Raw genomic sequence first — 23,576 nt, forward strand, 5'->3', positions numbered from 1 at the left:
GTCGGCATACTGCGCATGCCGCTGGGCAGCAAGTTGCGCGATGCGTTGATCGCCGCCTGCACTTCCCGCGCGGCGCCGTTGATATCGCGATCGAGGTCGAATTGCAGGATGACCCGCGTCGAACCCTGGCTGGAGCGGCTGCTCATGGTGTTGACGCCAGCAATGGCGCCGAACGAGCGTTCCAGCGGTGTCGCCACGGTGGACGCCATGACCTCGGGACTGGCACCGGGCAGACTCGCCTGCACGACAATGACCGGGAAATCCATTTGCGGCAGCGGCGACACCGGCAACAGACCGAAGCTGACACCACCGAGCAGCATGATCGCCAGGCTCAGCAGCATGGTGGCGACCGGCCGCTTGATGAAAGGTCCGGACAGGTTCATGGCTGCTCTACCGCTTCCACGGGTTCGGATTTATGGCCCCAACGACGACCCAGACGATCGAAATACAGGTAGATCACCGGCGTGGTGAACAGCGTCAGCACCTGGCTCACCAACAAACCACCGACCATCACCAGCCCCAGCGGTTGGCGCAGTTCAGCGCCGGAACCGGTGGCGAGCATCAATGGCACAGCGCCAAACAAGGCCGCCAGCGTTGTCATCAGAATCGGTCGGAAACGCAGCAGCGCCGCCTGATAAATCGCCTCCTCCGGGTCCAGCCCCTGATTACGTTCGGCGTCGAGGGCAAAGTCGATCATCATGATCGCGTTCTTCTTGACGATACCAATCAACAGAATGATGCCGATGATCGCGATCATGCCCAGGTCGTTGCCGCTCAACAGCAAGGCCAACAACGCGCCGACTGCCGCCGACGGCAACGTCGAAAGTATGGTGATCGGGTGGATGTAACTCTCGTAAAGCACACCCAGCACGATGTACATGGTCACCACCGCCGCCAGAATCAGCAGCAAGGTGCTCGAGAGTGAAGCCTGAAACGCTTCCGCCGCGCCCTGGAACTGGGTCTGCACGCCCACCGGCATGCCGATGTCCTTCTGAACCTGCTCGATCACGTCGACCGCATGCCCCAGCGCCACGCCGGGAGCGAGGTTGAACGACATCATCACTGCCGGAAACTGGCCGATGTGGGTAATCGCCAGTTGCGCCTGACGTTCCTCGACATGGGCAAGACTCGATAGCCGCACCTGCGCGCCGTCGGTGGTCTTGACGTGGATCTGGTTCAAGGCATCCGGGCCGATTTTCTCTCCCGACTGCGCCTGCAGCACCACGCGGTACTGGCTGGCCTGGGTATAGATGGTAGAGATCTGTCGCTGGCCGAACGCGTCATACAGGGCGTCGGTGATATTCGCTACCGAGACCCCTACCCGGGAAGCCGCGTCGCGGTCGATCACCAGGTAGACCTGCAGGCCCTTGTCCTGCAAGTCGCTGGCCACGTCCGTCAGCTCGGGTCGCTGGGCCAGGGCCTCGACCAGACGGCTGCTCCATTGGCTGAGCAGTTCAGAGTCCGGCGAGGACATGCTGAACTGGTATTGCGTGCGGCTGACACGGTCTTCGATGGTCAAGTCCTGCACCGGCTGCATGAACAGACGAATACCGACCAGTTTGTCCAGTTGCGGTTGCAGGCGTGCGATCACTTCAGTGGCAGTCAGCTCTCGCTGCCCGTGAGGTTTGAGGTTGATCAGCAAGCGCCCGCTGTTGAGCGTGGCGTTGTCACCGTCGACACCAATGTAGGACGACAGGCTTTGTACTGCCGGGTCTTCGAGAATGATTTTCGCCAGCGCCTGCTGCCGCTCGCCCATCGCCGCGAAGGAAATCGACTGCGGTGCCTCGGAAATACCCTGAATGACCCCGGTGTCCTGTACCGGGAAGAAACCCTTCGGCACGATCATGTACAGGAACACCGTCAGCGCCAGAGTGCCGATCGCCACCAGCAGCGTCAGCGGCTGATGCTTGAGCACCCACTGCAATTTGCGCCCATAGGCCGCAATCATCCAGTCGATCACCGCGCCACTGGCCCGATAGAAACGGCCCTGCTCATGTTCTTCCGGCTCACGCTTGAGCAAGCGCGCGCACATCATTGGCGTCAGGGTCAGCGAGACGACAAGCGAAATCAGGATTGCTACCGCCAAGGTGATGGCGAACTCGCGGAACAGCCGCCCGACCACGTCAGCCATGAACAGCAGCGGTATCAGTACCGCAATCAGCGACAGGGTCAGGGAAATCAGGGTAAAACCAATTTGTTTGGCGCCCTTGAGCGCGGCGTTCAACGGGGTTTCGCCCTCTTCGATAAAGCGCGCGATGTTTTCCAGCATCACGATCGCATCGTCGACCACGAAACCCGTGGCGATAGTCAACGCCATCAGGGTCAGGTTGTTGACCGAAAACCCGGCCAGATACATCACGCCGAAGGTACCAATCAGCGACAGTGGCACCGCCACCGAAGGAATGATCGTCGCACTGGCGCGACGCAGGAACAGGAACGTCACCATCACCACCAGCGCGATGGCGATCAGCAGTTCATGTTGCACGTCGGTAACCGAGGCGCGGATGGTTTGAGTACGGTCAGTCAGCACCGTCACTTCGAGACCGGCCGGCAGGTTGTCGGTGATGCTCGGCAGCAAAGCCTTGATCCGGTCGACCACTTCAATCACGTTTGCGCCCGGCTGACGCTGGATGTTCAGCAACACCGCCTGATTCAGGTTAGCCCACGCGGCCAGACGCTCGTTCTCCGCACCATCGACGATTTCCGCAACGTCCTTGAGCCGCAACGGCGCGCCGTTGGCGTACGCGAGGATCAGGTTGGCGTAGTCCGCGGGCGACGTCAGCTGGTCGTTGGCATCGAGCATCGACACCCGGGTCGGGCCGTCAAAGTTACCTTTCGGCTGGTTGACGTTGGATGCACTGATCAAGGTGCGCACGTCCGACAGGTTCAGACTGTTGGCGGCCAGGGCTTCCGGGTTGACCTTGATCCGCACCGCCTGGCGCTGGCCGCCGGCGATGCTGACCATGCCGACGCCGCTGATCTGAGCGATTTTCTGCGCCATGCGCGTATCGACCAGGTCATTGAGTTTGGGCAGGAGCATGGTTTTCGAGGTAATGGCCAGGGTCAGCACCGGGGTGTCCGCCGGGTTGACCTTGTTGTACACCGGCGGCGCCGGCAAGTCGGTCGGCAGCAGATTGGTTGCCGCATTGATCGCCGCTTGCACCTGTTGTTCGGCGACATCCATGTTGATGTCGAGGCTGAAACGCAGGGTCAGCACCGAAGCGCCACCGGAGCTGGTCGAAGCCATCTGCGTCAGCCCCGGCATCTGCCCGAACTGACGTTCGAGCGGCGCGGTGACGGCGCTGGTCATCACGTCCGGGCTCGCGCCGGGATACAGGGTCATGACGCGAATGGTCGGGTAATCGACCTGCGGCAGCGCCGAGACCGGCAGCAAGCGATAAGCGATCAGGCCGGCCAGAACAATGGCCAGCATGCTCAGGGTAGTGGCTACCGGACGGAGGATGAACAGCCGCGAAATGTTCATGCGCCCTTCTTGGCCTTGTCGGTCGCAGTGCTATCAGGCGTCGACGCCGCCGACTTGCCTTGCAGGTGTTCGGTCGGCGTGGTCGGCACCTGATTGCTGTCGTTGACCACTTCCACTTCGCTGCCTTCCTTGAGGCGGTCGGTGCCTTCCAGCACCACGCGATCGCCGGCGGCCAGGCCTTCGGTGATCACGGTGTTCTCACCGTCACTGGCGCCGATTTTCAGTTGTCGGATGGTGACTTTCTTGTCGCCGTCCAGCGCATAGACGAAGGTGCCGTTGGTGCCGAACTGAATGGCCGCCGACGGTGCCAGCACGACATTTTTCAGGGTGTCGGCCAGCAGGTGGACGTTGACGAACTGGTTGGGAAACAGCGACTGGTCGCGGTTGTCGTAGCGGGCCTTGAATTTCAGGGTGCCGGTGGTCACGTCGATCTGGTTGTCGAGGCTCTGCAGCACGCCGGTCGCCTGCAGTTTGGTGTCCCCCCGGTCCCAGGCTTCAGCAGGTAATTTGGCCCCCGAACGATAACGCTCCAGCACCACGCTCAGGTTGTTTTCCGGCAAGGTGAAGGCGACGCTGATCGGTTGGGTTTGGGTGATGATGGCCAAGGCCGTGGTGTCATTGGCGGCCACCAGGTTGCCGACGTCCAGTTGACGCAAACCTACACGGCCGGCGATCGGTGCACGAATTTTGGTGAATTCAAGATTGAGCTTGGCGTCGTTGACTGCTGCCTGATTGGTCTTGACCGTGCCCAGATACTGGCCGACCAGCGCTTCGGCGGTGTCCAGAGTCTGTTTGGCGATACTGTCCTCTTTGAACAGACCGCGGTAACGCTCAACGTCGACCTGAGCATTTTTCAGCTGTGCCTGGTTCTGCAGCAAGGTGCCTTCAGCCTGCAGCAAGGCATTCTGATAAGGACGCGGATCGATCTCTGCCAGAAGATCCCCGGCCTTGACCATCTGCCCTTCTTCGAAATTGATCTTCACCAACTCGCCGCCAACCCGGCTGCGTACGTTGATGGTATTGAGCGCCGTCACCGTGCCCAGTGCCTTGTAATACAGCGGGAAGTCCCCTGTGACCGCCGGCGCGACCCGCACCGGAATCGGCCCGGTGCCACCACCGAAGCCCGGCCGCATCATCCCCGAACGCCCGGTATGCCCGGCCGCCTTGTCAGCGCCCTCTTTGTGGGCCGAACCGGCGGGCCAGAATTTCCAGCACAGGACGGCGATAACCAACAAGACAAGCAGGCTGATCAGCCAGCGACGGGAGTTGCGTGGGGACGATTGCATGGATTGATTAACCATTGGGCGCGTGGGCTTCTTTTTACGGGAGGCTGAACGATAAGCACTGACGAGACTTAAGCAAAGCAGCTTTACCGGCAATTTACTTTCGGCTTACGTAACAGGATGTTTGTCCAAGACACTGATACAGATACACAAATGAAAACGGCCTGGACAGGGCCAGGCCGTTAACAATTGTAAAGCGCTTGTTTCAGAACACTTATTTCAACACAGCCAGTGCCGCGTCGTAGTTCGGCTCTTCAGCGATTTCCTTGACCAGTTCGCTGTGCAGGACGTTGTCGTTTTCGTCCAGAACGACCACAGCACGGGCGGTCAGGCCTTTGAGCGGGCCGTCAGCGATGGCTACGCCGTAGTTTTCGATGAACTCGGCACCGCGCAGGGTCGACAGGTTCTGGACGTTTTCCAGACCTTCGGCGCCGCAGAAACGCGCTTGGGCGAACGGCAGGTCAGCCGAGATGCACAGCACCACGGTGTTGGCCACTTCGTTGGCCTGAGCATTGAACTTGCGCACGGAGGTGGCGCAGGTCGGAGTATCGACGCTTGGGAAGATGTTCAGCACTTTGCGCTTGCCGGCAAAGTCTTTCAGGGTGACGTCGGACAGATTGCCGGCCACCAGGGAAAAGGCTGGCGCCTTGGAACCGGCTTGTGGCAACTGGCCGTTGACTTGAACCGGGTTGCCTTTGAGGGTGACTTGAGCCATGACTTGAGTCCTTCTGAACGTTGTTTTAGAAAATCACGCAAGGGCCGAAGTTAACCACGAAATGGGCTGGCGACCTATGCCCGGATACAAATTGTGGTGTATCAACCAGTGTCTCGTAATCGTTGACGTCGAGCGCCTGCACAAGCTGCGCAGGAGCTGTGTAGCAGCTGTCGGGACGGATGGTGCTTGTCACCAAATCCCAGTAGGAGCTGCCGAAGGCTGCGATCTTTTGATCTTGATTATAAAAAACAAGATCAAAGATCGCAGCCTCGTTTCACTCGGCAGCTCCTACAGGTGAGCCGGGATTCGAAACCGGCATCATGCCAGGCGCTGACACCGCAATCGAGATTCGTCGGGTGCATGCCGCAGAAGATTTCGGCACTGAAGCCACCACTGAATTACGCGAGCAGGAGGTAAGACTGCGGGCCCGGACGGACAGCACTGAGCCCTTTACGGAGGGCATTGCGCGTATTCAGGATGGACGCGTTATCGTTCGCGTCCATCGCCAGCAAGCTGGCTCCTACACGGGCTCGTACACAGTTACCATTGCTGCAGCAACGGACATCCAAGCAATCAAGGAAGGCCCCTCCCACATCACTTCGATTTGAGCTTCAAATAAGACTGATGCAGATCCGCCGCCCAGCCATCGATCACGCCTTTGACGTCATCGGCTTTCATCACCTGGCTATCGTTTTCCAGTGGCTTGCCGCTGCCCTTGCGCACCACTTGTGCCAGTACATGGTTATTGCCGCCGTCGAGGAACACCGCTTCAGTCGCCAGGTCGGTTTCCTGGTCGCGAATACCGCTGGCCGTGCTCACCGCAGCCGCCACCAGGGCAATCGGGATCACTTCATAAGGCTTCAGGCCTTCAGTCTTGCTGCTGACGGCGGTAATGGCGGCGCGCACCACGATCACACCCGGGCCAGGCCCTGCGGCCAGTGGCAAGGACTTGCCAATTTCGCGTTTGAGCGCCTGGTCGTAGTAACCGGTGATGCCATTGAGGGTGGCCTGGGGGATTTTCACCGTCGGCTGCGGCTTCGGATAGAGCTGGGTCGGTTCCACGTACACGCTGGTGTACTTGCTGATATCCAGCTTGGGGTCAACCCAGCGCATCACCGTGGCACCCGACGGCGATTGCGCCTCGCGCAGCTGGCTGTAGTCCTTGAGAAACCCCGAATACTGGTCCGGCTCCACGACTTTGCTGGCACAACCCACCACGCCAATCGAGGCAATGCAAAGCGTGCTGATCATTAACACTAACTTCATGCGCAAACTCCTGTAAGTGACCAACGAACATTAGGGAAGCAGTGCTACAGGTATAGCTAAAACATTGGTAATTGCGATTGAAAATCGCAAAATTCACACAAGACTGCGCGGCGCCTCACAACCGTCATTTGACAGACGCCGGGCATCCGGCAAAGCTGCACCAAGCTTGAACGCACGCCAGACGGCAAATGCACCTGGACTACGGAAGTCGCAATGCCCAAGCATAAAAATAAAGCTGCAGAGTCGACACCTGATTCGCCTTCCAACCCGACGGGTCGCTTGCTGTTTGCGGTCATCATCGCAACGCTTCTCATGGCTGTGGCGGGGATCGGCTGGTTTCTGCTGAGCAGCACACCAACCCCGGTTGCCCTCGCACCTGCTCCGACGGCCCAACCAGCCCAGGCGCGACCCGTCGCAATGGCCGCCGCGACCATGGTCGACGAAGTGCAATGCCAAGGCTGCCACAGTGCCCAGGTCAAGGACTGGCAAGGTTCCCATCACCAACTGGCCATGCAGGACGCCAATGCCGACACAGTGCTGGGTGACTTCAATAACGTCAGCTTCAAGGCAGAAAACGAAACCACACGCTTCTCGCGCAAGGACGATGCTTTCTGGGTCAATACCCCTGGCATCGATGGCCGGAATGCGGACTTCAAGGTGGCCTACACCTTTGGCATCGCGCCTTTGCAGCAATACCTGATAGAAGTTGGCGAGGGTCGTCTGCAGGCGTTGGGTGTGGCGTGGGATACTGAAAAGCATCGCTGGTTTCACCTGTACCCGGGACAGGGTGTGAACTTCAAAAACCCGTTGCACTGGAGCAAGCCGAGCCAGAACGCCAATTTCATGTGCGTCGAGTGCCACACCACCGGCTTCAAGCGCAATTTCGATGCCGCAAAAAACACCTTCGACAGTCAGTGGAATAGCCTCGGCGTCGGCTGTCAGGCCTGCCACGGCCCGGCGTCGAATCACCTGGAGTGGACGCAGAAAAAGGGCGACCTGATCCATCAAGGTTTTGACGTCGATCTGAAGGACAAGAACGCCACCGTCGAGATCGAAACCTGCGCACGCTGCCACGCTCGCCGCGCCCCGCTGGGCGATGGCTATACCGTTGGCAAGCGCTTGATGGATGATTACCTGCCAAGCACCCTCACCCGCGAACTGTATGCGCTGGACGGCAAGATCAAGGACGAAGTGTTCGAACACGGCTCGTTCCTGCAAAGCAAGATGTTTGACAAAGGCGTGCGTTGCAGCAACTGCCACTGACCCTCACAGTAACGAGCTGAAGGCCCCCGGCAATGGCGTCTGCCTGCAATGCCACAACACGGCGGGCAAGACCGCCGTCGCCCGGGTGGACGGCAAGGGCTTGCAAGCGAAGAACTACGATTCCATCGAACACACTCGCCACACCATGGGGCAATCCGGTTCGCAATGTGTGGATTGCCATATGCCCGGCAAGTTCTACATGGGCAACGACTTCCGTCACGACCACAGCTTCAGCATTCCCAACCCGGAGCGAGCAAAAAACTCGGCACGCCGGACGCCTGCCTGACCTGTCACCAGGGCAAGGCCGGTGACAAGGTGACTGAACAGTTCAAGCTCTGGAACACCGCCCCTGCCGCGCAGGCCTCGCGCTACGACGAAAGCCTATGGCTGATCCGCAATGGCCAGCCCGGTGCCGCCCAAGCCCTGTACGAGCAGTTGCAACGCAGCAATTTGCCAGCCATCCAGCGCGCGACGCTGCTGGCCGAGTTGGCACTGTACCCCAGCGAACAGGCCTTGAAACTGGCAAGCAAAGGCTTGAACAACCCGGCGCCCCAGGTGCGTGAAAGCGCCGTCCGGGCGATCAGCGCCTTCCTGCCGCCGGCCGAACGCCCCCCTGCTGACGCCATTGCTGGTTGACCCGGTGAAGGCGGTACGAATTGCCGCCGCGCGCGAACTGCTCGGCGCGGCCCGGGATGGTTTGGGCAACACCCGGGGCAATTGGAGCGTGGCGATCGGAGAGTATGAAACGGTGCAGAAAAGCCTGGCCGAACGTGCCGAAGCCAACCTCAACCTGGCCATGCTGTATCAGGCCAGCGGGCGCAGCGCTGAAGTCGAAGGTTTGTTGCGCACTGCGCTCAAGCGCGACCCCGACTTCTACCCGGCACTGGTCACCCTGGTGCAATGGCTGGAAGCGGCCGGACGCGGACAGGAAGCGCAGGCACTCCTCGACCAGGGCCTCAAGGACCATCCGGAAGCAGCGCTGCTCCAGCATTCCCATGGCCTGGCACTCATTCGCGCCGGCAGAACCGCCCAGGCCATGCCCGCCCTGCTCAGGGCGGCCCGACTGGAGCCGCAGAACGCGCAATACGGCTATGTGCTGGCCGTGGCGCTGCACGACAGCGGCAAGGTTGACGAGGCTTGCCTGGAGCTGGAACGGCTGCTCAAGGAACAGCCGGCCAATCGCAATGCACGGCTGTCGCTGATCCAGTATTACCTGGAGAACGGTCAGGAACCCAAGGCCCAGGTGCTGCTGCAAGGCTGGAAGAAAATGAACATGGGGGACCCGGCGTTGAAATAACGGCGGGCAGGTTCACTCCCCAGAGTCAGATCCCACAAGATCAGCTCGTGTGATCTGTCTCTCAGCCGCGCTCGCGGGGGATCAGGCTCTGCAGTTGCTGCGCGAGGAAATTCGCATCGAAGGCAAAGGTATCCGGGTCCTTCAGGCCGTTGGTCTTGCGCCACTGCCAGCTGTTGGAGGGCGGCAGGCAGACCAGCGAAACGCTGCCATAACGGGCAGCCGTCAGGCCCATTACCGCCAGGGAAATCTGCCCGCCCGTACCCATCACATCGGGAACGAATTCCACCGGTTTTCCAGCGATCACGATGCTCAGTTTCTCGGTTTTGAAGTTCGACGTTTCCACCGGAACACTCGGCCCGAATGCGACATAAGGCTCGCGACTGACTTCCAGCAGGTTGGGCGTCTTGACCGGTTCCAGCCACAGCTGGATCTGGTCGAACAACTCGCCTATACGCGTCGCCCACACGGCCGATTGCGCCTCAAACAGTTGCTTCTTGTGCGCTTCGCTATCTGCGTATTGGCGAAGCATCTGACCCAATTGCTGTACGTCGTCCATTGCGGTGTCCTTTGGTTGAAGCAGTACTGCGGACATTGAGCATGGCAGAAGCGAGCCGCCGGCGTACGACTAAACGCGCCAGCGGTGTTTTTTGCGCTGCCGGCCAATCAGCGGTAGGCGAGCGTGCGACGCAGGCGCGCCATGCTCAAGGTATCCACCAACACCCCGTCACGCACGGCGTAGTCACGAAACAGGCCTTCGGTCTCGAAACCGAATTTGCGGTACAGGCCAATAGCCGCTTCGTTGTCGGCATACACCGAAAGCTCGACCCGCTGCAGGTTCATCCAGTTGTCGGCGATGTCCAGGGCGGCGCTGAGCAATCTCGAGCCCACGCCCTTGCCCTGCCACGCTGACGCGACGCCCATGCCAAAGCTGCCCGCATGGCTGCGACGCACTCGCGAATACTGTTCAAGCCCCAGGTGGCCGATGACCGCGCCCTGATGCAGGGCCACCAGTTTCAGTGCGCGCTCGTTGCCTGCTTCAATGCGCGAGCGCCAGACCTCTACGGACTGATAAGGCATCTGCAGCACCTGGCGCGTGACCGCCGTTTCGTTGTAGAGCGCGGCGACGCCTTCGAGATGGGATTCGTTGAAACGTTCGAGGCTGATGACGGGATCGGTGCCAGACATGGGTGATTCATCCTTGATACAGACATGGCCTCCCACTCTATTACTATCCTGCGCCCATCAACAACTGGGCGTTTGACGGAAACTCACGGCCAGGCGATTCCAACTGTTGATGGTCGTGACGGCATGGTCAGGTCGACCATTTCAGCCTCACTGAATTGCTCCCGGGCCTGGGCGTAGACGTCATCCGGAACATGGCTTTCAGCGAGCAGCGTGACCGCCTCCGCCCAGGCCAGTGCGGCGCGCTCACGGGGGTTGAAGAAGTCACTGTCGCGCCAGACCACGATCGAATACAGCCGCCGATCGGTCTCGCCCAGGCGTCGCGCATCCACCGAGTGCATGTCAGTGCAGAACGCGCAGCCGTTGAGCTGTGAAGCGCGGATCTTGATCAGGTGCAACAACGGCGGTTCGATACTGAGATGGCTGGTAAGAGCCTCCATGGCGATCATGGCTTTCATCGCCTTGGGCGATGCGCTGTAGTAATCCAGGCGGGAATTCATGGCGAGCCTCGCGGGCCGATAGAGTCAGCCTACAGTAGGCGCGCAACGTGGGTCGTTACAGCTCCAATCCGGCGAATTAACCGTTGACCACTGCGGCGCCAGGCCAATCTGCGGTTTTTTACCCGCACAACTACTGCATGTTCGCTCATGGGGGTAATCTTGCGCGATCGCACACGCCCCTGAATCGCCCCCGGAGCCCCGCCGGTATGGAACTTCATGTCGTCATCAACGGCCGCAAGGACCTGGCCGGCCAGTTGTACAAGCAACTGCGCAGCGCCATCGAATCCGGTCGCCTGGCGGCTGGCACCCAGTTGCCGCCCAGCCGCTTGCTGGCAGAGCAACTGGGCATCTCGCGCAAGACCATTTCCGATACCTATGCCCAGCTGACCTACGAGAACTTCCTTACCGGCGTCATCGGCAAAGGTACGTACGTCAACGCCCGCCCGGCCAAAATCACTCGGAAACAGAGCCATTCGGACCTGGCCAGTGCGCAAATCATCGAATCCTGGCGCAGCTTGCCAGTGTTCTTGCGCCATCCGACGCTGGAAGGCTCGCTGCGCTACGACTTTATCGGTGGGGCGACCAGCAAGGGCCAGTTTCCGCAGGATGACTGGCGCCGCTGCGTCGCTCATGCGATGCGGCAGATGGGCCAGTCCAAAGGCTTCTACAGTGTTGCCGAAGGCCTGCCGGCGCTGCGCAATGCGATTGCCCGGCATATCGCGTTTTCCCGGGGTATCAATTGCCAGGACGAAGACATCGTCGTGTGCAACGGCGCGCAACAGGCGCTGGACTTGATCACCCGTGTGTTGACCCGCCCCGGCAGTCTGGTCGCCATGGAGGATCCGGGTTATCCGCCGGCACGCTTGCTGTTCGGCACGCACGGTGCCGAGGTGGTCGGTATTCCGGTGGATGCCGAGGGCATTCAGGTCGAACACATCCCCGATGGCACGCGCCTCATCTATGTCACGCCGTCGCACCAGTTCCCGCTGGGCATGCCAATGAGTCAGGCGCGCCGCGAAGCCCTGCTGGCTCGCGCCCACGAACTGGGCGCGATCATCATCGAGGACGATTACGACAGCGAGTTTCGCTACGAAGGGCGGCCTACCGATTCGCTGTTCAATCTCGACCAGCGCGGCATCGTCGCTTATGTCGGCACTTTTTCGAAAACCCTGTTGCCGGAGCTGCGCCTGGGTTACGCAATTCTGCCGCCGGCTATCCTTGAAGCGGTCATTCGCGCCAAACAGCTGACTGACCTGCACGCCTCGACCCTGCCGCAATGGGCGTTGGCGAAATTCATTGCCGAGGGTTGCCTGCTCAAGCATATCCGCCGCTGTCACGCGATTTATGCGCAGCGCCGCGAGCGGATTCTCGAACGCGCATGGCCACCGATCTGGCGCCATGGCTGGACGCGGTGCCGGCCAGCGCCGGCTTCCACATGGTGCTGATGTTCAAGGTGCCTATCGATATGCCATTGCTGGTGGAACTGGCGAAAAAAGTCGAAGTCGGTCTGTACTCCATCAATGGTTTTTATCATCAGCAGCCCGCGAAAAACGGCCTGTACTTCGGCTTTGGCGCCATCGAAACCCTCGACATCGATATCGCTCTGGATCGCCTGCGCGACATTCTGCAACAAGTTGCCTGAATGATTGGTCTGGGCGATTAACCGCCGATTGGTTATTGGTGATCAGCAGATGCAGGCCTATCCTGCAGGCGTTATCCCTCAGTGAGCAGGATTCGTCCGGCCTGATTCAGGAGTGTGAGCAATGTCCAACGAAGTGATCAATACGGTCCAGGTGCAGGCTGCCGCCGGGCGCTCGGATGAACTGGGCAGGCAGCTGCAGAGAATTGTTGAAACCCTGCGCCAGCAACCAGGCTGCGAGTCGTACATGGTCGACCGCTGCCCCGAGGACAGCAACCGCTGGAACGTCAGCGCCCGCTGGCAATCGGAAGCGGCCATGCAGATGCATTTCAACTGCCCTGAAGTACAGGGCTTTATCGGCCTGATCGACAACCAACTGGCCAACGCGGTGGACTTCAACAGTTTCCCCATCCGCTGAGATTGGTCACCTGACCTTCCGGGGAATTGGCTGTTTGCCTGGCCTCACCTGCGCACTAATGTGGGTTCGGACAACCCCACTCTTCCAGGTGATAAACATGAAGACCCTGCGTTTGATCGCTGCTCCCCTTGCGGCACTGGCCCTGACCGTTTCCGCTGCTGCACTGGCCCACGAAGCTGCGCCATCGGAAAAGGTCACGGTGCTGCAAGACCAGATGCTGAAAAACGTGCCCGGCAAAAAAGCCTTGATGATCGAGGTCGATTACCAGCCCGGCCAGGCCTCCATAGCTCACAAGCATGAAGGCACCGCCATGGCCTACGTGCTGTCCGGCGAGATCATCTCGCAGGTCAAAGGCGAACAAGCAGTGTCGTACAAGGCCGGTGAGTACTGGTACGAGCCCGCCGGCTCGGAACACCTGGTCTCGAAAAACGCCAGCGCAACCCAACCTGCGAAACTGTTGGTATTCATGGTGCTGTCGCCGGACGAGAAAGTGTTGATCCCGTTGAAAAACTGATAGCTGAGCGACGATGCATAAATAATCAGGCCCATTTTAATTATTTGGGCCTTTTTATTTCTCCGAGCGATGAGTCGCCAATCTTTACGCCGAACGAAACTAATGACTGTAGCCGTGGCATCACCGGCGCTATTTCATTAAATGCTGACAGGACTAATCTTTGAATGATTGCCGGACGTCGGCGATAAACTTCATGAATCAAGCTGTTTCACTGGAGTAAGACCATGAAATCAGTGCTGATCAGTACACTGGCAATGACGGTTACCCTGACGGGCTGCTCCGTTCCAACTGCACCCGAATCGGTTGCTTCCCTGCATGGGATATTCTCCCAACCGGTAGGCCGCAGCGCTTCCACCAAGGTGCCCAGCGGGCCCGACAAATCCGTAGGCATTGTCTACAGTCGCAATACCCAGACCAATCGCGCTTACCTCGATGATTACCGCGCCAGCGCGGGGACGGGCTTTGGCCAGAGCCTGTTGGTGCAGTCAATTCATGACGCCTATGTGGCCAGCTCTACACCGGACAGGGCTGTGGACTGGGTCAAGGCTTCGTTACAGCGCCAGTTTGGCTCGGTGACGCAATACCCGGACATGCAGAGCCTGCGCGCGGCGAAGCCTGATGTGGCAGCAGTCGTTGATGCCCGCAGCCAGTTGATTACCTCGCGCAGTTCGGATGTGGAAGCGGATGTCAGTGCGCACTTCTATGACCGCGACCTTAACTACATCGGCACCGCTCGCGGGTACGACACCAAGTCATTGAGCCCTTTATGGGCCGATTACAAGCGCAGCGAAGAGATAGTTGCGGATATCAACGAGCAGCAGGAAGTGCAGGTTCGGGCATTGCAGAAGTTTGACCAGTCGCTCAGTAATTTATTGACCGGACCGACAAGTAGTGTCTCGATGATTGATGATAATACAAGCGGTAAGTTGTATTGAGTCTAATGGCCCCTTCGCGGGCAAGCCCGCTCCCACAGGGTTCGGTGTAATGTGGAGATTATGTGCCCAACACAAAACTCTGTGGGAGCGGGCTTGCCCGCGAAGGGGCCCTGCAGATACACCCCAACAAAAAAACCCGCATCTCTCAATGCGGGTTTTTTTCATTCCGCGACTGATTAAGCCGCCGGTTCCAGCTCTGCGCTGACCGTTGCAGGAGCAGGCACTACGGCTTGCCCACTCAAGGCCAGATCCAGCAGCTCACGGTTGGCCACCGCATACATGGCGTAGTCCGTGCCGCTTGCCGCACGGATTTCCACCAGCATGGCGCGCCAGCGCGAGATCATGCCTTCGTGCTGTTCCATCCACAGCGCCAGACGTGCTTCCACGTCCAGAGTGCCGTCGCCCTGTTGCAGGACGGAGATGGTGATCGCACGTTGCTGCCAATCGACATCGTCACGGAACGCTTCACGGGCCAGAGCCTGCCAATTGTTTTCAACCGGCAGTGCGCTGATCTGTTGCAGGTACCAGGTGATGTCCAGTGCACTGCCCACGGCGAAGTAAGCTTTGGCCACTTCGGCAGGGTTCTGCCCGGTGACATCCGACGCTTCGATGATCGGCAGCAGGGTGTACAGGTGCGAGGTGCCCGCAACCATACGCGCCAGCAGTTCCGGTACACCGGCTTCGACATACGCCTGATAACGCGCCTGCCAGTTTTCACGGATTTCGCCGCTCAGCAGTTCGTCGAGCTTCAGACCCAGCTCTTTCAGGTGCGGACCGAAATGCGCTGTGTCACGGGCAGCGTTCTGCTCGTTGCGACGGGCACGCAGGAACCAGCGCGTAGCGCGACGGCCCAGACGCATCAGCTCGTCCATCAGCTCCAGCTGCACGTCAGCGGAAACCTGATAATCCAGCGCTTCGATCTGACGGAACCAGTGCGGGAGGTGGAAGATGTCGCGCACGATCACATAAGCGCCCGCCACGTTCGCCGGGCTCATGCCGGTCGACTCTTTGAGTCGTTGAACGAAGGTGATGCCCATGTGGTTGACCAGGTCATTGGCGATCTGGGTGCTGACGATTTCGCGCTTCAGACGGTGACGGCGCATGGCCGCAGAGAACTTGCTCACCAGGCTTGGCGGGAAAGCGGTTTCCATGTCGCGGGTCAGGTAGTCGTCGTCCGGCACCAGGGAGCCCAGCAACTGCTCCTTGAGGTCGATCTTGCTGTACGAGATCAGTACCGACAGCTCAGGACGGGTCAAGCCATGGCCATCGGCGATGCGCTCGGCCAGTTGTTCTTCGGTCGGCAGGAACTCGATGGCGCGATCCAGCTTGCCGCGGCCTTCCAGATCGCCCATCAGACGCTTGTACTCAGCGATGCGCTCGTAGGCACGACGCGCTGCCAGAGACAGGGCCTGAGTCTGCTTGTAGTTGTTGCCGAGCACCAGATTGCCGACTTCGTCGGTCATGCTCGCCAGCAACTGGTTGCGCTGCTTGTCGGTCATGTCACCGGCCTGAACCACTTCGTTCAGCAGGATCTTGATGTTCACTTCGTGGTCGGAGCAGTCCACGCCACCGGCGTTGTCGATGAAGTCGGTGTTGGAACCGCCGCCATTCAGACCGAATTCGACACGACCCAGTTGGGTCATGCCGAGGTTACCGCCCTCGCCCACGACTTTGCAGCGCAGTTCGTTGCCGTTCACGCGCAGTGCATCGTTGGCCTTGTCGCCAACATCGGCGTGGCTTTCGCTGCTGGCCTTGACGTAAGTACCGATACCGCCGTTCCACAACAGGTCCACCGGCGCCTTGAGCAAGGCGTTCAGCAGTTCGGTCGGGGTCAGCTTGTCTGCCTTGATGTCGAAGCGCTCTTTCATCTGCGGGGAAATCGCGATGCTTTTGGCGCTACGGGAGAAGATCCCGCCACCCTCAGACATGATGCTGGTGTCGTAATCGGTCCAGGCCGAACGCGGCAACTCGAACATACGCTGACGCTCGACGAAGCTGGTCGCCGGGTTCGGGTTTGGATCGATGAAGATGTGCAGGTGGTTGAAGGCAGCGACCAGTTGCAGCTTGTCGGACATCAACAGGCCGTTACCGAACACGTCACCGGCCATGTCGCCGACGCCCACTACGGTGATGCTGTCTTCCTGAACATTGATGCCGCGCTCGCGGAAGTGACGTTGTACGCCAACCCACGCGCCTTTGGCGGTGATGCCCATTTTCTTGTGGTCGTAACCGGCGGAACCACCGGACGCGAACGCGTCACCGAGCCAGAAACCATAGTCGATGGCAATGCCGTTGGCGATGTCGGAGAAGGTCGCAGTGCCCTTGTCCGCAGCCACCACCAGGTACGGGTCATCGTCATCATGGCGCACGACGTTGACCGGCGGTACCAGCGCACCGTCTTTCAGGTTGTCGGTGATGTCCAGCAGACCCGAGATGAAAATGCGGTAGCAGGCGATGCCCTCGGCCGCGATCTCGTCACGGCTGCCGCCCAATGGCAGGCGCCGCGGCAGGAAGCCGCCCTTCGCACCCACCGGCACGATGACCGAGTTCTTCACTTGTTGAGCTTTTACCAGGCCGAGGACTTCGGTACGGAAGTCTTCTTCACGGTCGGACCAGCGCAGGCCACCACGGGCGACGTTACCGAAGCGCAGGTGTACGCCTTCAACGCGTGGCGAGTAGACGAAGATTTCGAACTTCGGCACTGGCTTCGGCAGTTCAGGGATCGCGTGCGGGTTGAACTTGAAGCTGAAGTACGACTTGTTCTGGCCGTTGGCATCAGTCTGGTAGAAGTTGGTGCGCAGGGTCGCTTTGATCAGGTCAAGGTAACGACGCAGGATGCGGTCTTCGTTGAGCACCTGAACATCGTCCAGGGCGGTCAGAATCGCTTGTTCCAGACGCTGCTGCTTGTCTTCCAGATCGTCGCTGGTGAGCTTGCGCGCCAGGTAGAAACGGGTCTTGAACAACCGGGTCAGCTCACGAGCGATGTCGGTGTGGTTGTTCAGGGTGCTGGCGATGTAGCCCAGGTCGAAGCCCAGACGGATCTGCTTCATGTAGCGTGCGTAGGCGCGCAGCAGCGCCACGTCGCGCCATGGCAGGCCGGCGGTCAGTACCAGGCGGTTGAACGCATCGTTTTCGGCATCGCCGCTGACGATGTGAATGAACGCGTCCTGCAACGTGTCGTTGAGTTGCTGGATGTCGAGGTCCAGTCCTTCAGCGGCAGTGAACGCGAAGTCGTGAATCCAGAACTCGCGGCCATTGGTGTGACGCAGACGGTACGGGAACTCGCCCAGCACGCGCAGGCCGAGGTTTTCCAGGATAGGCAGCACGTCGGACAGCGCCAGCGGCGTGTCGGCGTGATACAGCTTGCAATGCAACTCGCGTTGGCCAGAGACCTGACCCAGCGGCTGATAGAAGCTCATCACCAGCGGATTTTTTTCGTTCAGGCTCAGCAGGTGCTGCATGTCGACCACGGCCGAATGCGCAGCGAAACGCTCGCGATAGCCAGCCGGGAAGCCTTTCGGGAAGTCCGCCAGCACGTTGGTGCCATGGGCTTCGCCGAAGCTTTCGACGGTCAGTGCGGCGTAGTCGTCCTGCCAGCTGCGGCAGGCCTGCACGACTTCTTTTTCCAGCAGCAGCGGATCGATGTCGAGACGGTTTTTCGGGTCAACACGCAGGATCAGCTGTACGCGAGCCAGCACGGACTCAGAGAAGAATGTCCAGAATTCGCAATCGGACGCCTTCAGGCGTTCCATCAAGACTTGCTGGATCTTCTGGCGGACTTCGGTGGAATAGATGTCGCGTGGCACATAGGCCAGGCAGTAGCAGAAGCGACCGTACGGGTCTTTGCGCAGGAACACGCGAATCTTGTTGCGTTCCTGGATCTGCACGATCGACATCACGGTGCTGAACAGTTCGTCGACCGGGGTCTGGAACAGGTCGTCACGCGGCAGGACTTCAAGCACCTGCGCCAGTTCCTTGCCCAAGTGCGCCTTGGACTGGAAGCCGGAACGGTGTTCGATTTCAGCGACCTTGCGGCGGATGAACGGGATGACCCGCACGCTCTCGCCATACACCGAAGAGGTGTACAGGCCCATGAAACGGTGTTCCTTGATGACCTTGCCGTCGGCGTCGATTTCACGGATCGACACGTAGTCCGGGTAGGCCGGACGGTGTACGCGGCTTGGGTGCGCGGCCTTGGCGAACGACAGCAGGGTCGGTTCACGCAGGTACTTCACGGCATAGTCTTCGATGCGCAGGTCGTCGTAGGTCAGGCCGGTGCGCAGCAGCTTGGTCAGGCCGAGGAAGGAGTTCTGGTCGTACTCGATATGGCCGCCATCGGCTTGATCGGTGACCACGAACTCTTCGTAGCCGAGGAAGGTGAAGTGGTTGCCCACCAGCCATTCCAGGAAGCTTTTGATTTCGTTCTTTTCGTCGGCATCGACGGCAAACGCGCTGTTGTCGAGCTGGGTGAGGATTTCCTGCACCTTGGCTTTCATCGGCTCGAAATCGGCGACCGCGACGCGGACTTCACCGAGAACCTGCTCCAGCTCTTTGCTCAGCACATTCAGTTCGGCCGCGTTGGCGCAGCGGTCGATTTCCAGGTACATCAGCGACTCTTGCAGAATGCCATCGCCCTGGGTGCCTTTCGGCAGAACTTCCAGCAGCTCGCCCTTGCTGCCACGACGTACGCTGAGCACGGTGGTTTGCAGGGTGTGGATGCTGTAGCCGCGGCGGTTCAGCTCGGTGCGGACCGAGTCGACCAGAAACGGCAGGTCATGGTGCAGGACTTCGACCGCGGTGTGGGTCGACTGCCAGCCATGACGTTCGTAATCGGGGTTGTAGACGCGCACTTGCGGTTGCGCGTGATCGAAGCGCTCAAGCAGGCGCCACGCAGAGAGAGTACAGCCAGCGAGGTCGGAGAGGCGACGTTGAGTCAGCTCGTCCAGAGAAATGATGCCGAAGAATTGTTCAGCGAACAGCGCCACTTGTGGCAGTGCCTGTTCACTGATGTGCTGCGCCAGTGCCGCTTGCAGTTGGTGCTGGAAGTCGGCTTTGCTGGCTGCGGTGAAGAACGCCATCTGTGGTACTCCGCTTAAGCTTGTTATTGATGGAAAGCGTCGCGTGCAACACCCCTTTCGGGGCTTGTGTCGCCCTGTTCCTGATTCTCGGGCAGAGGAAACAGGGGGACAGGTGGGTGAAGCTGGACGAGACACTCAGGTCACATTCACCTTCCATAGAATGGGCATCTGCAAAAACGACTGCCAGGGCTGCCGACAATGCCTTTACGGGTGCTCATCCGTTGCGCAGCTTAATGGGTGCGACAATGTGTCTGCTTGCGGTGCTGCGACATATTCGGTCATTGGCACGTAAACGAGGGCTTTCGCACCGGTAAACACTAGCACTCGTGGCGCAAAACGCTGGTCTGAATCCCCGTTTTTACGCTACATGCGTGCCAGAAATGACCATTGACCCACGTCTTGTTCACGACACATCCTCTGACACTCTCACATGCAGAAATTCCCGAGGGCTGGCAGAATCGCGCCCATTAGCGACCAACACGCCCCTTGAGGCAGGAATTGACCATGCAAATGACCACCGCCCTACTAATCGTCAACCCGTGCGACGACGAAGAAGACAACATGGCCATGCTCTGCTGCCATAGCGAGCAGGGCGAGATGTTCCTGATGACCCGCTACCCGGACGAAGACGCGCTGGACATCACCCTGGACGGTGAACCTTCGACCCTGGAAGGCGTAAAAGTGACTCTGAGCCCTACCCGCCTGCTGATCGAAATCGCTCCAGGGGATGTCGATGCGCTGAATGGGGATGATTGCCTGGAGATCATCCACAGCACCGCGGCGGGTGATCTGCCTGAGGTGGAGGAGACTTTGCAGAATATTCTCAAAGGGACCGGGACTTATATCAGCCAGATTGGCTGACAGACCGTATTCGCGGGCAATAATGATGAATGAGCAAGCTTGCTCGCGAAAAGCCCGAGAACGCCGCGAGGGGTCGGGCTTACGCATTAAATAATAGAACATTTCAACCAATCAACTGCCCACCGAAGATTCATCCTACAAAACAACAAGAAAAAACCTACAACTAAAAATCATGCTCCACCACCCTATATCATTGAACAACAGAAAAACCTCTGATATTAATAATCACTTGGGAAAAACTTCGCAAGTGAGTCGCACACTGACGAGCACCTTCAACTGTATTCTACAAGCGCCTAAATACGCAGCCCTTAAAAAACAGGCACCTCATGCAAACTCTTATCAGAACAACTTGCCAGAAGCATGCAGGGCTGCTGACCTCAACCATCACCACAATCATCGCGCTAAAGCTTATAGCTCTAGCGCCACCTTTGTTGCTTGGAAAAATTGTCGACGCGCTACACACTGACAATCACGCAGACCTCAATATACTTCTGCTGCTAACCGCCGGCTATACACTAGCGGGATGCCTTCAAGCGATTATAAACCCTCTACAAATATTCTTTTTATCCAAACTTGTGCAGCAAGTGACAATGAACGCCTCCATCGACTGGATTGCAAAATTAATGCGCAAAGAGTTCCTCCAGTTCAGCTCGTGGCGCATCGGGCAATTCATAAAATCAGTAGAGCGGGGAATTACAGCGCACGAGCAACTATTAACGTTTTTCGTTACCACTGGACTTCCGCTGTGCCTGGAATTCCTTATCGTAGGCGGTGCATTTTATTATATGGGTGGCGCTAAAGTATTCCTGGCGATGACCGGCCTTGGCATCGTTTACCTGTTCGTCACCCATCGAATCATCCGCTGGCGCAGAAAGCACATTGATGCCGTCAATGAGCAAGAGGATGAAGTCAGCGCACTGCTGTACAACACCTTGAGCTCCGGCAAATGTATCAAACTGGAAGGTGCTGAATTCTGCGCAACTGAACGGCTGAACCGCGCCTTCAATAACTACGCCAAAGCGGCGGTCACCGTAGCAAGCTCAGGTGGTTTCCTCACCGGGGCAAAAGTACTGTTTGTCAGTCTTTCAACGGGAGGCCTTCTCGGATGGGGCGTCTTCGATCAGTTGTCGGGAGAGCGAGGCATCAGCGTTGGGCAACTGGTCGCCATATTCTCAATTGCAGGTAGCTTTTTACTTAATATCACCGCGCTGAGCGAAGGCTATCGGGTGCTGGATCAGTTTCTCGCGGACCAGCGTCACCTCCAGCAGTTACTGGCATTGCCAGACTTTGACGACGACAGTCGCCGCGCCGAAAAAACCTCCGGTGAGCAATCTAAATTGGTGCTCGCACCCTGCGTGATCACCGACGGCGGCAGCGTCCGGTTGAGGATCGAGAAAGCTTTATTTTCACACAAGGCCAGTCCGTCGCCATCACGGGCCCCAGCGGCGCGGGTAAATCGACCTTTCTGGAAGCGCTGGTCGGTTTGAATGTGTCGGCAAGAAATTCGCTTAGCCTGGACGGCACGTGCGTTTCCAGGTTGAACGCCCAGGCACACTTGCAACTCCTGAGGTATTGCCCTCAATCACCGCAGTTCCTGGAGGGTTCCTTTGACAGATCAGTGCTATTTGGAATCGCCCCCTCTCCAGCGTTGAATCAGGCAATACAGCGACTCGACCTTGAAGATATCGTTTCCCAGCGCCACCTCACTGAAAACGCCTCCAATGTTTCTGGCGGCGAAGCTAAACGCCTGTCTCTGCTCCGGCTGATCAACCGGCCAGGGCGTTTTAATCTGTTCGACGAGCCCAGTGCGTCGATCGAGCCGAAAACTGGCCGGCCCGGTGTGGGATTTGCTTTTCGACACCTTCGCCGGGCGGGGATTGATTTGTGTGACACACGATGTCGGCCACTTGCACCGTTTTGATCGCGTGATCGTCATGCACAACGGGGCAGTCGTTGAAGATGGGCCATGGTGTGAGTTAGTCAACCGGGGGACGGTGACATCCTTGTTGAGCGACCTTCAGCCATAGAAAAGACACGCTGCGCATGAGCAACCGCCATTCAATTCCCCCATTTCACGCAAAAAGCCGTTAGTCGCCACCCCCACCATGCATTAAAGTAACGCCCCCAGCCCTCGGCGTTATCGCAACGTCTGCGGTCACCCTTTCCAGGAACAGTCATCGATGGAACATCGTGAAGCGCTGCTGGCGCTGCGAACCTTTCTTTCAACGCAGATTCTCGGCCAGGAAAAACTCATCGAGCGTCTGCTCATCGCCTTGCTCGCCGACGGCCACATGCTGGTCGAGGGCGCTCCGGGTCTGGCCAAGACCAAAGCGATCAAAGAACTCGCCGAGGGCATCGAAGCCCAGTTCCATCGCATCCAGTTCACCCCCGACCTGTTGCCGGCCGACATCACCGGCACCGAGATCTATCGCCCGGAAACCGGCAGTTTCGTGTTCCAGCAAGGGCCGATTTTCCACAATCTGGTGCTGGCGGACGAAATCAACCGTGCGCCGGCCAAGGTGCAATCGGCGCTGCTCGAAGCCATGGCCGAGCGTCAGGTCAGTGTCGGCCGCAGCACGTACGAACTGTCACCGCTGTTTCTGGTGATGGCGACGCAAAACCCCATCGAACAGGAAGGCACGTACCCACTGCCCGAGGCCCAGCTCGACCGCTTCCTGATGCACGTCAAAATCGGCTTCCCCGACGCTGCGGTCGAGCGCCGGATCCTGCAGCAGGCCCGCGGCGAAGCACTTAACGGTGAAACCAAACCCGAGCGCCGGGTCAGCCAGCAGGCGATCTTCGCCGCGCGCAAGGAAATCCTCGGTCTGTACATGGCTGACGCCGTGGAGGAGTACCTGGTGCAACTGGTCATGGCCACCCGCACCCCGGGCAAGTTCGATCCGGAGATGGCCGAGTGGATCGCTTATGGTGCCAGTCCGCGTGGCTCGATTGCCCTCGACCGCTGCGCCCGCGCCCATGCCTGGCTGGCCGGTCGCGACTTCGTCAGCCCGGAAGACATTCAAGCCGTGCTGTTCGATGTGTTGCGTCACCGCATCATTCTGTCGTTTGAAGCCGAAGCCGCCGGCATCGATCAGGACCGGGTGGTCCAGCGGATTCTCGACGTCGTAGCCGTCGCTTGAC

15 protein-coding genes and 3 pseudogenes are annotated in these 23,576 nt (G+C 59.0%); 9 read left to right on the plus strand and 9 right to left on the minus strand.

What is annotated here, in order from left to right:
* The 5 genes from JFT80_RS12920 to JFT80_RS12940 all read right to left on the minus strand — a co-directional run.
* Positions 1 to 383, minus strand: a 383-nt coding sequence (locus JFT80_RS12920) for an efflux RND transporter permease subunit (protein ID WP_201148121.1), incomplete at its 3' end; no start/stop codon positions are given.
* Positions 380 to 3,484: an MdtB/MuxB family multidrug efflux RND transporter permease subunit gene (locus JFT80_RS12925; RefSeq protein WP_201148122.1), complete on the minus strand. Its 3,105-nt coding sequence runs from the start codon at positions 3,482 to 3,484 to the stop codon at positions 380 to 382. The genes JFT80_RS12920 and JFT80_RS12925, both read right to left, overlap by 4 nt.
* Positions 3,481 to 4,785, minus strand: a complete 1,305-nt coding sequence (locus JFT80_RS12930) for an MdtA/MuxA family multidrug efflux RND transporter periplasmic adaptor subunit (protein ID WP_201148123.1) — start codon at positions 4,783 to 4,785, stop codon at positions 3,481 to 3,483. The genes JFT80_RS12925 and JFT80_RS12930 overlap by 4 nt, the downstream gene beginning before the upstream one ends.
* A gap of 196 nt (positions 4,786 to 4,981) precedes the next feature.
* On the minus strand, positions 4,982 to 5,482 hold the full coding sequence (gene tpx, locus JFT80_RS12935; RefSeq protein ID WP_008086450.1) for a thiol peroxidase: 501 nt from the start codon (positions 5,480 to 5,482) through the stop codon (positions 4,982 to 4,984).
* A gap of 594 nt (positions 5,483 to 6,076) precedes the next feature.
* The gene (locus tag JFT80_RS12940) at positions 6,077 to 6,748 is read right to left on the minus strand and encodes a DUF3313 domain-containing protein (protein WP_122839736.1); all 672 of its coding nucleotides are present in this window, start codon (positions 6,746 to 6,748) and stop codon (positions 6,077 to 6,079) included.
* Between the two features lie 213 nt (positions 6,749 to 6,961).
* Between JFT80_RS12940 and JFT80_RS12945 the strand changes: the two are divergent.
* Positions 6,962 to 9,308 (plus strand): annotated as a pseudogene (locus JFT80_RS12945) (tetratricopeptide repeat protein).
* A gap of 61 nt (positions 9,309 to 9,369) precedes the next feature.
* Here JFT80_RS12945 and JFT80_RS12950 read toward each other — a convergent pair.
* From JFT80_RS12950 to JFT80_RS12960, 3 genes and pseudogenes are all read right to left on the minus strand, one after another.
* Positions 9,370 to 9,864 carry a hypothetical protein gene (locus JFT80_RS12950; protein WP_122839734.1) on the minus strand — a complete coding sequence of 165 codons (495 nt, stop codon included), beginning with the start codon at positions 9,862 to 9,864 and terminating at the stop codon, positions 9,370 to 9,372.
* Between the two features lie 107 nt (positions 9,865 to 9,971).
* A complete protein-coding gene (locus tag JFT80_RS12955) occupies positions 9,972 to 10,493 on the minus strand; it encodes a GNAT family N-acetyltransferase (RefSeq protein ID WP_122839733.1) in 522 nt (173 codons plus the stop codon).
* Positions 10,494 to 10,550: 57 nt separating this feature from the next.
* Positions 10,551 to 10,990, minus strand: a pseudogene (locus tag JFT80_RS12960) (carboxymuconolactone decarboxylase family protein).
* A gap of 206 nt (positions 10,991 to 11,196) precedes the next feature.
* Here JFT80_RS12960 and JFT80_RS12965 point away from each other — a divergent pair.
* From JFT80_RS12965 to JFT80_RS12980, 4 genes and pseudogenes are all read left to right on the plus strand, one after another.
* Positions 11,197 to 12,632: pseudogene (locus JFT80_RS12965) on the plus strand (PLP-dependent aminotransferase family protein).
* A 121-nt stretch (positions 12,633 to 12,753) separates the two neighbouring features.
* A complete protein-coding gene (locus JFT80_RS12970) occupies positions 12,754 to 13,047 on the plus strand; it encodes a putative quinol monooxygenase (RefSeq protein ID WP_201148124.1) in 294 nt (97 codons plus the stop codon).
* Between the two features lie 97 nt (positions 13,048 to 13,144).
* On the plus strand, positions 13,145 to 13,561 hold the full coding sequence (locus JFT80_RS12975; protein WP_201148125.1) for a cupin domain-containing protein: 417 nt from the start codon (positions 13,145 to 13,147) through the stop codon (positions 13,559 to 13,561).
* Between the two features lie 224 nt (positions 13,562 to 13,785).
* A complete protein-coding gene (locus tag JFT80_RS12980; RefSeq protein WP_201148126.1) occupies positions 13,786 to 14,496 on the plus strand; it encodes an ATPase in 711 nt (236 codons plus the stop codon).
* Between the two features lie 176 nt (positions 14,497 to 14,672).
* Here JFT80_RS12980 and JFT80_RS12985 read toward each other — a convergent pair whose 3' ends face one another.
* The gene (locus JFT80_RS12985; RefSeq protein WP_201148127.1) at positions 14,673 to 19,574 is read right to left on the minus strand and encodes an NAD-glutamate dehydrogenase; all 4,902 of its coding nucleotides are present in this window, start codon (positions 19,572 to 19,574) and stop codon (positions 14,673 to 14,675) included.
* Between the two features lie 504 nt (positions 19,575 to 20,078).
* On the opposite strand from JFT80_RS12985, the gene JFT80_RS12990 reads away from it, so the two are divergent.
* The 4 genes from JFT80_RS12990 to JFT80_RS13000 all read left to right on the plus strand — a co-directional run bounded on the left by JFT80_RS12990 (position 20,079) and on the right by JFT80_RS13000 (position 23,575).
* Complete coding sequence (locus JFT80_RS12990) at positions 20,079 to 20,435, plus strand: hypothetical protein (RefSeq protein ID WP_201148128.1); 357 nt, start codon at positions 20,079 to 20,081, stop codon at positions 20,433 to 20,435.
* Positions 20,436 to 20,761: 326 nt separating this feature from the next.
* Positions 20,762 to 21,922, plus strand: a complete 1,161-nt coding sequence (locus JFT80_RS24280) for an ABC transporter transmembrane domain-containing protein (RefSeq protein ID WP_307833086.1) — start codon at positions 20,762 to 20,764, stop codon at positions 21,920 to 21,922.
* Positions 21,865 to 22,356 (plus strand): ATP-binding cassette domain-containing protein, encoded by a 492-nt coding sequence (locus JFT80_RS24285; RefSeq protein WP_307833087.1) that lies wholly within the window; start codon positions 21,865 to 21,867, stop codon positions 22,354 to 22,356. The genes JFT80_RS24280 and JFT80_RS24285 overlap by 58 nt, the downstream gene beginning before the upstream one ends.
* Positions 22,357 to 22,615: 259 nt before the next feature.
* The gene (locus JFT80_RS13000) at positions 22,616 to 23,575 is read left to right on the plus strand and encodes a MoxR family ATPase (protein WP_020800601.1); all 960 of its coding nucleotides are present in this window, start codon (positions 22,616 to 22,618) and stop codon (positions 23,573 to 23,575) included.
* Position 23,576 lies beyond the last annotated feature (1 nt).

The organism is Pseudomonas sp. TH10, from assembly GCF_016651255.1.
Lineage (GTDB): Bacteria > Pseudomonadota > Gammaproteobacteria > Pseudomonadales > Pseudomonadaceae > Aquipseudomonas.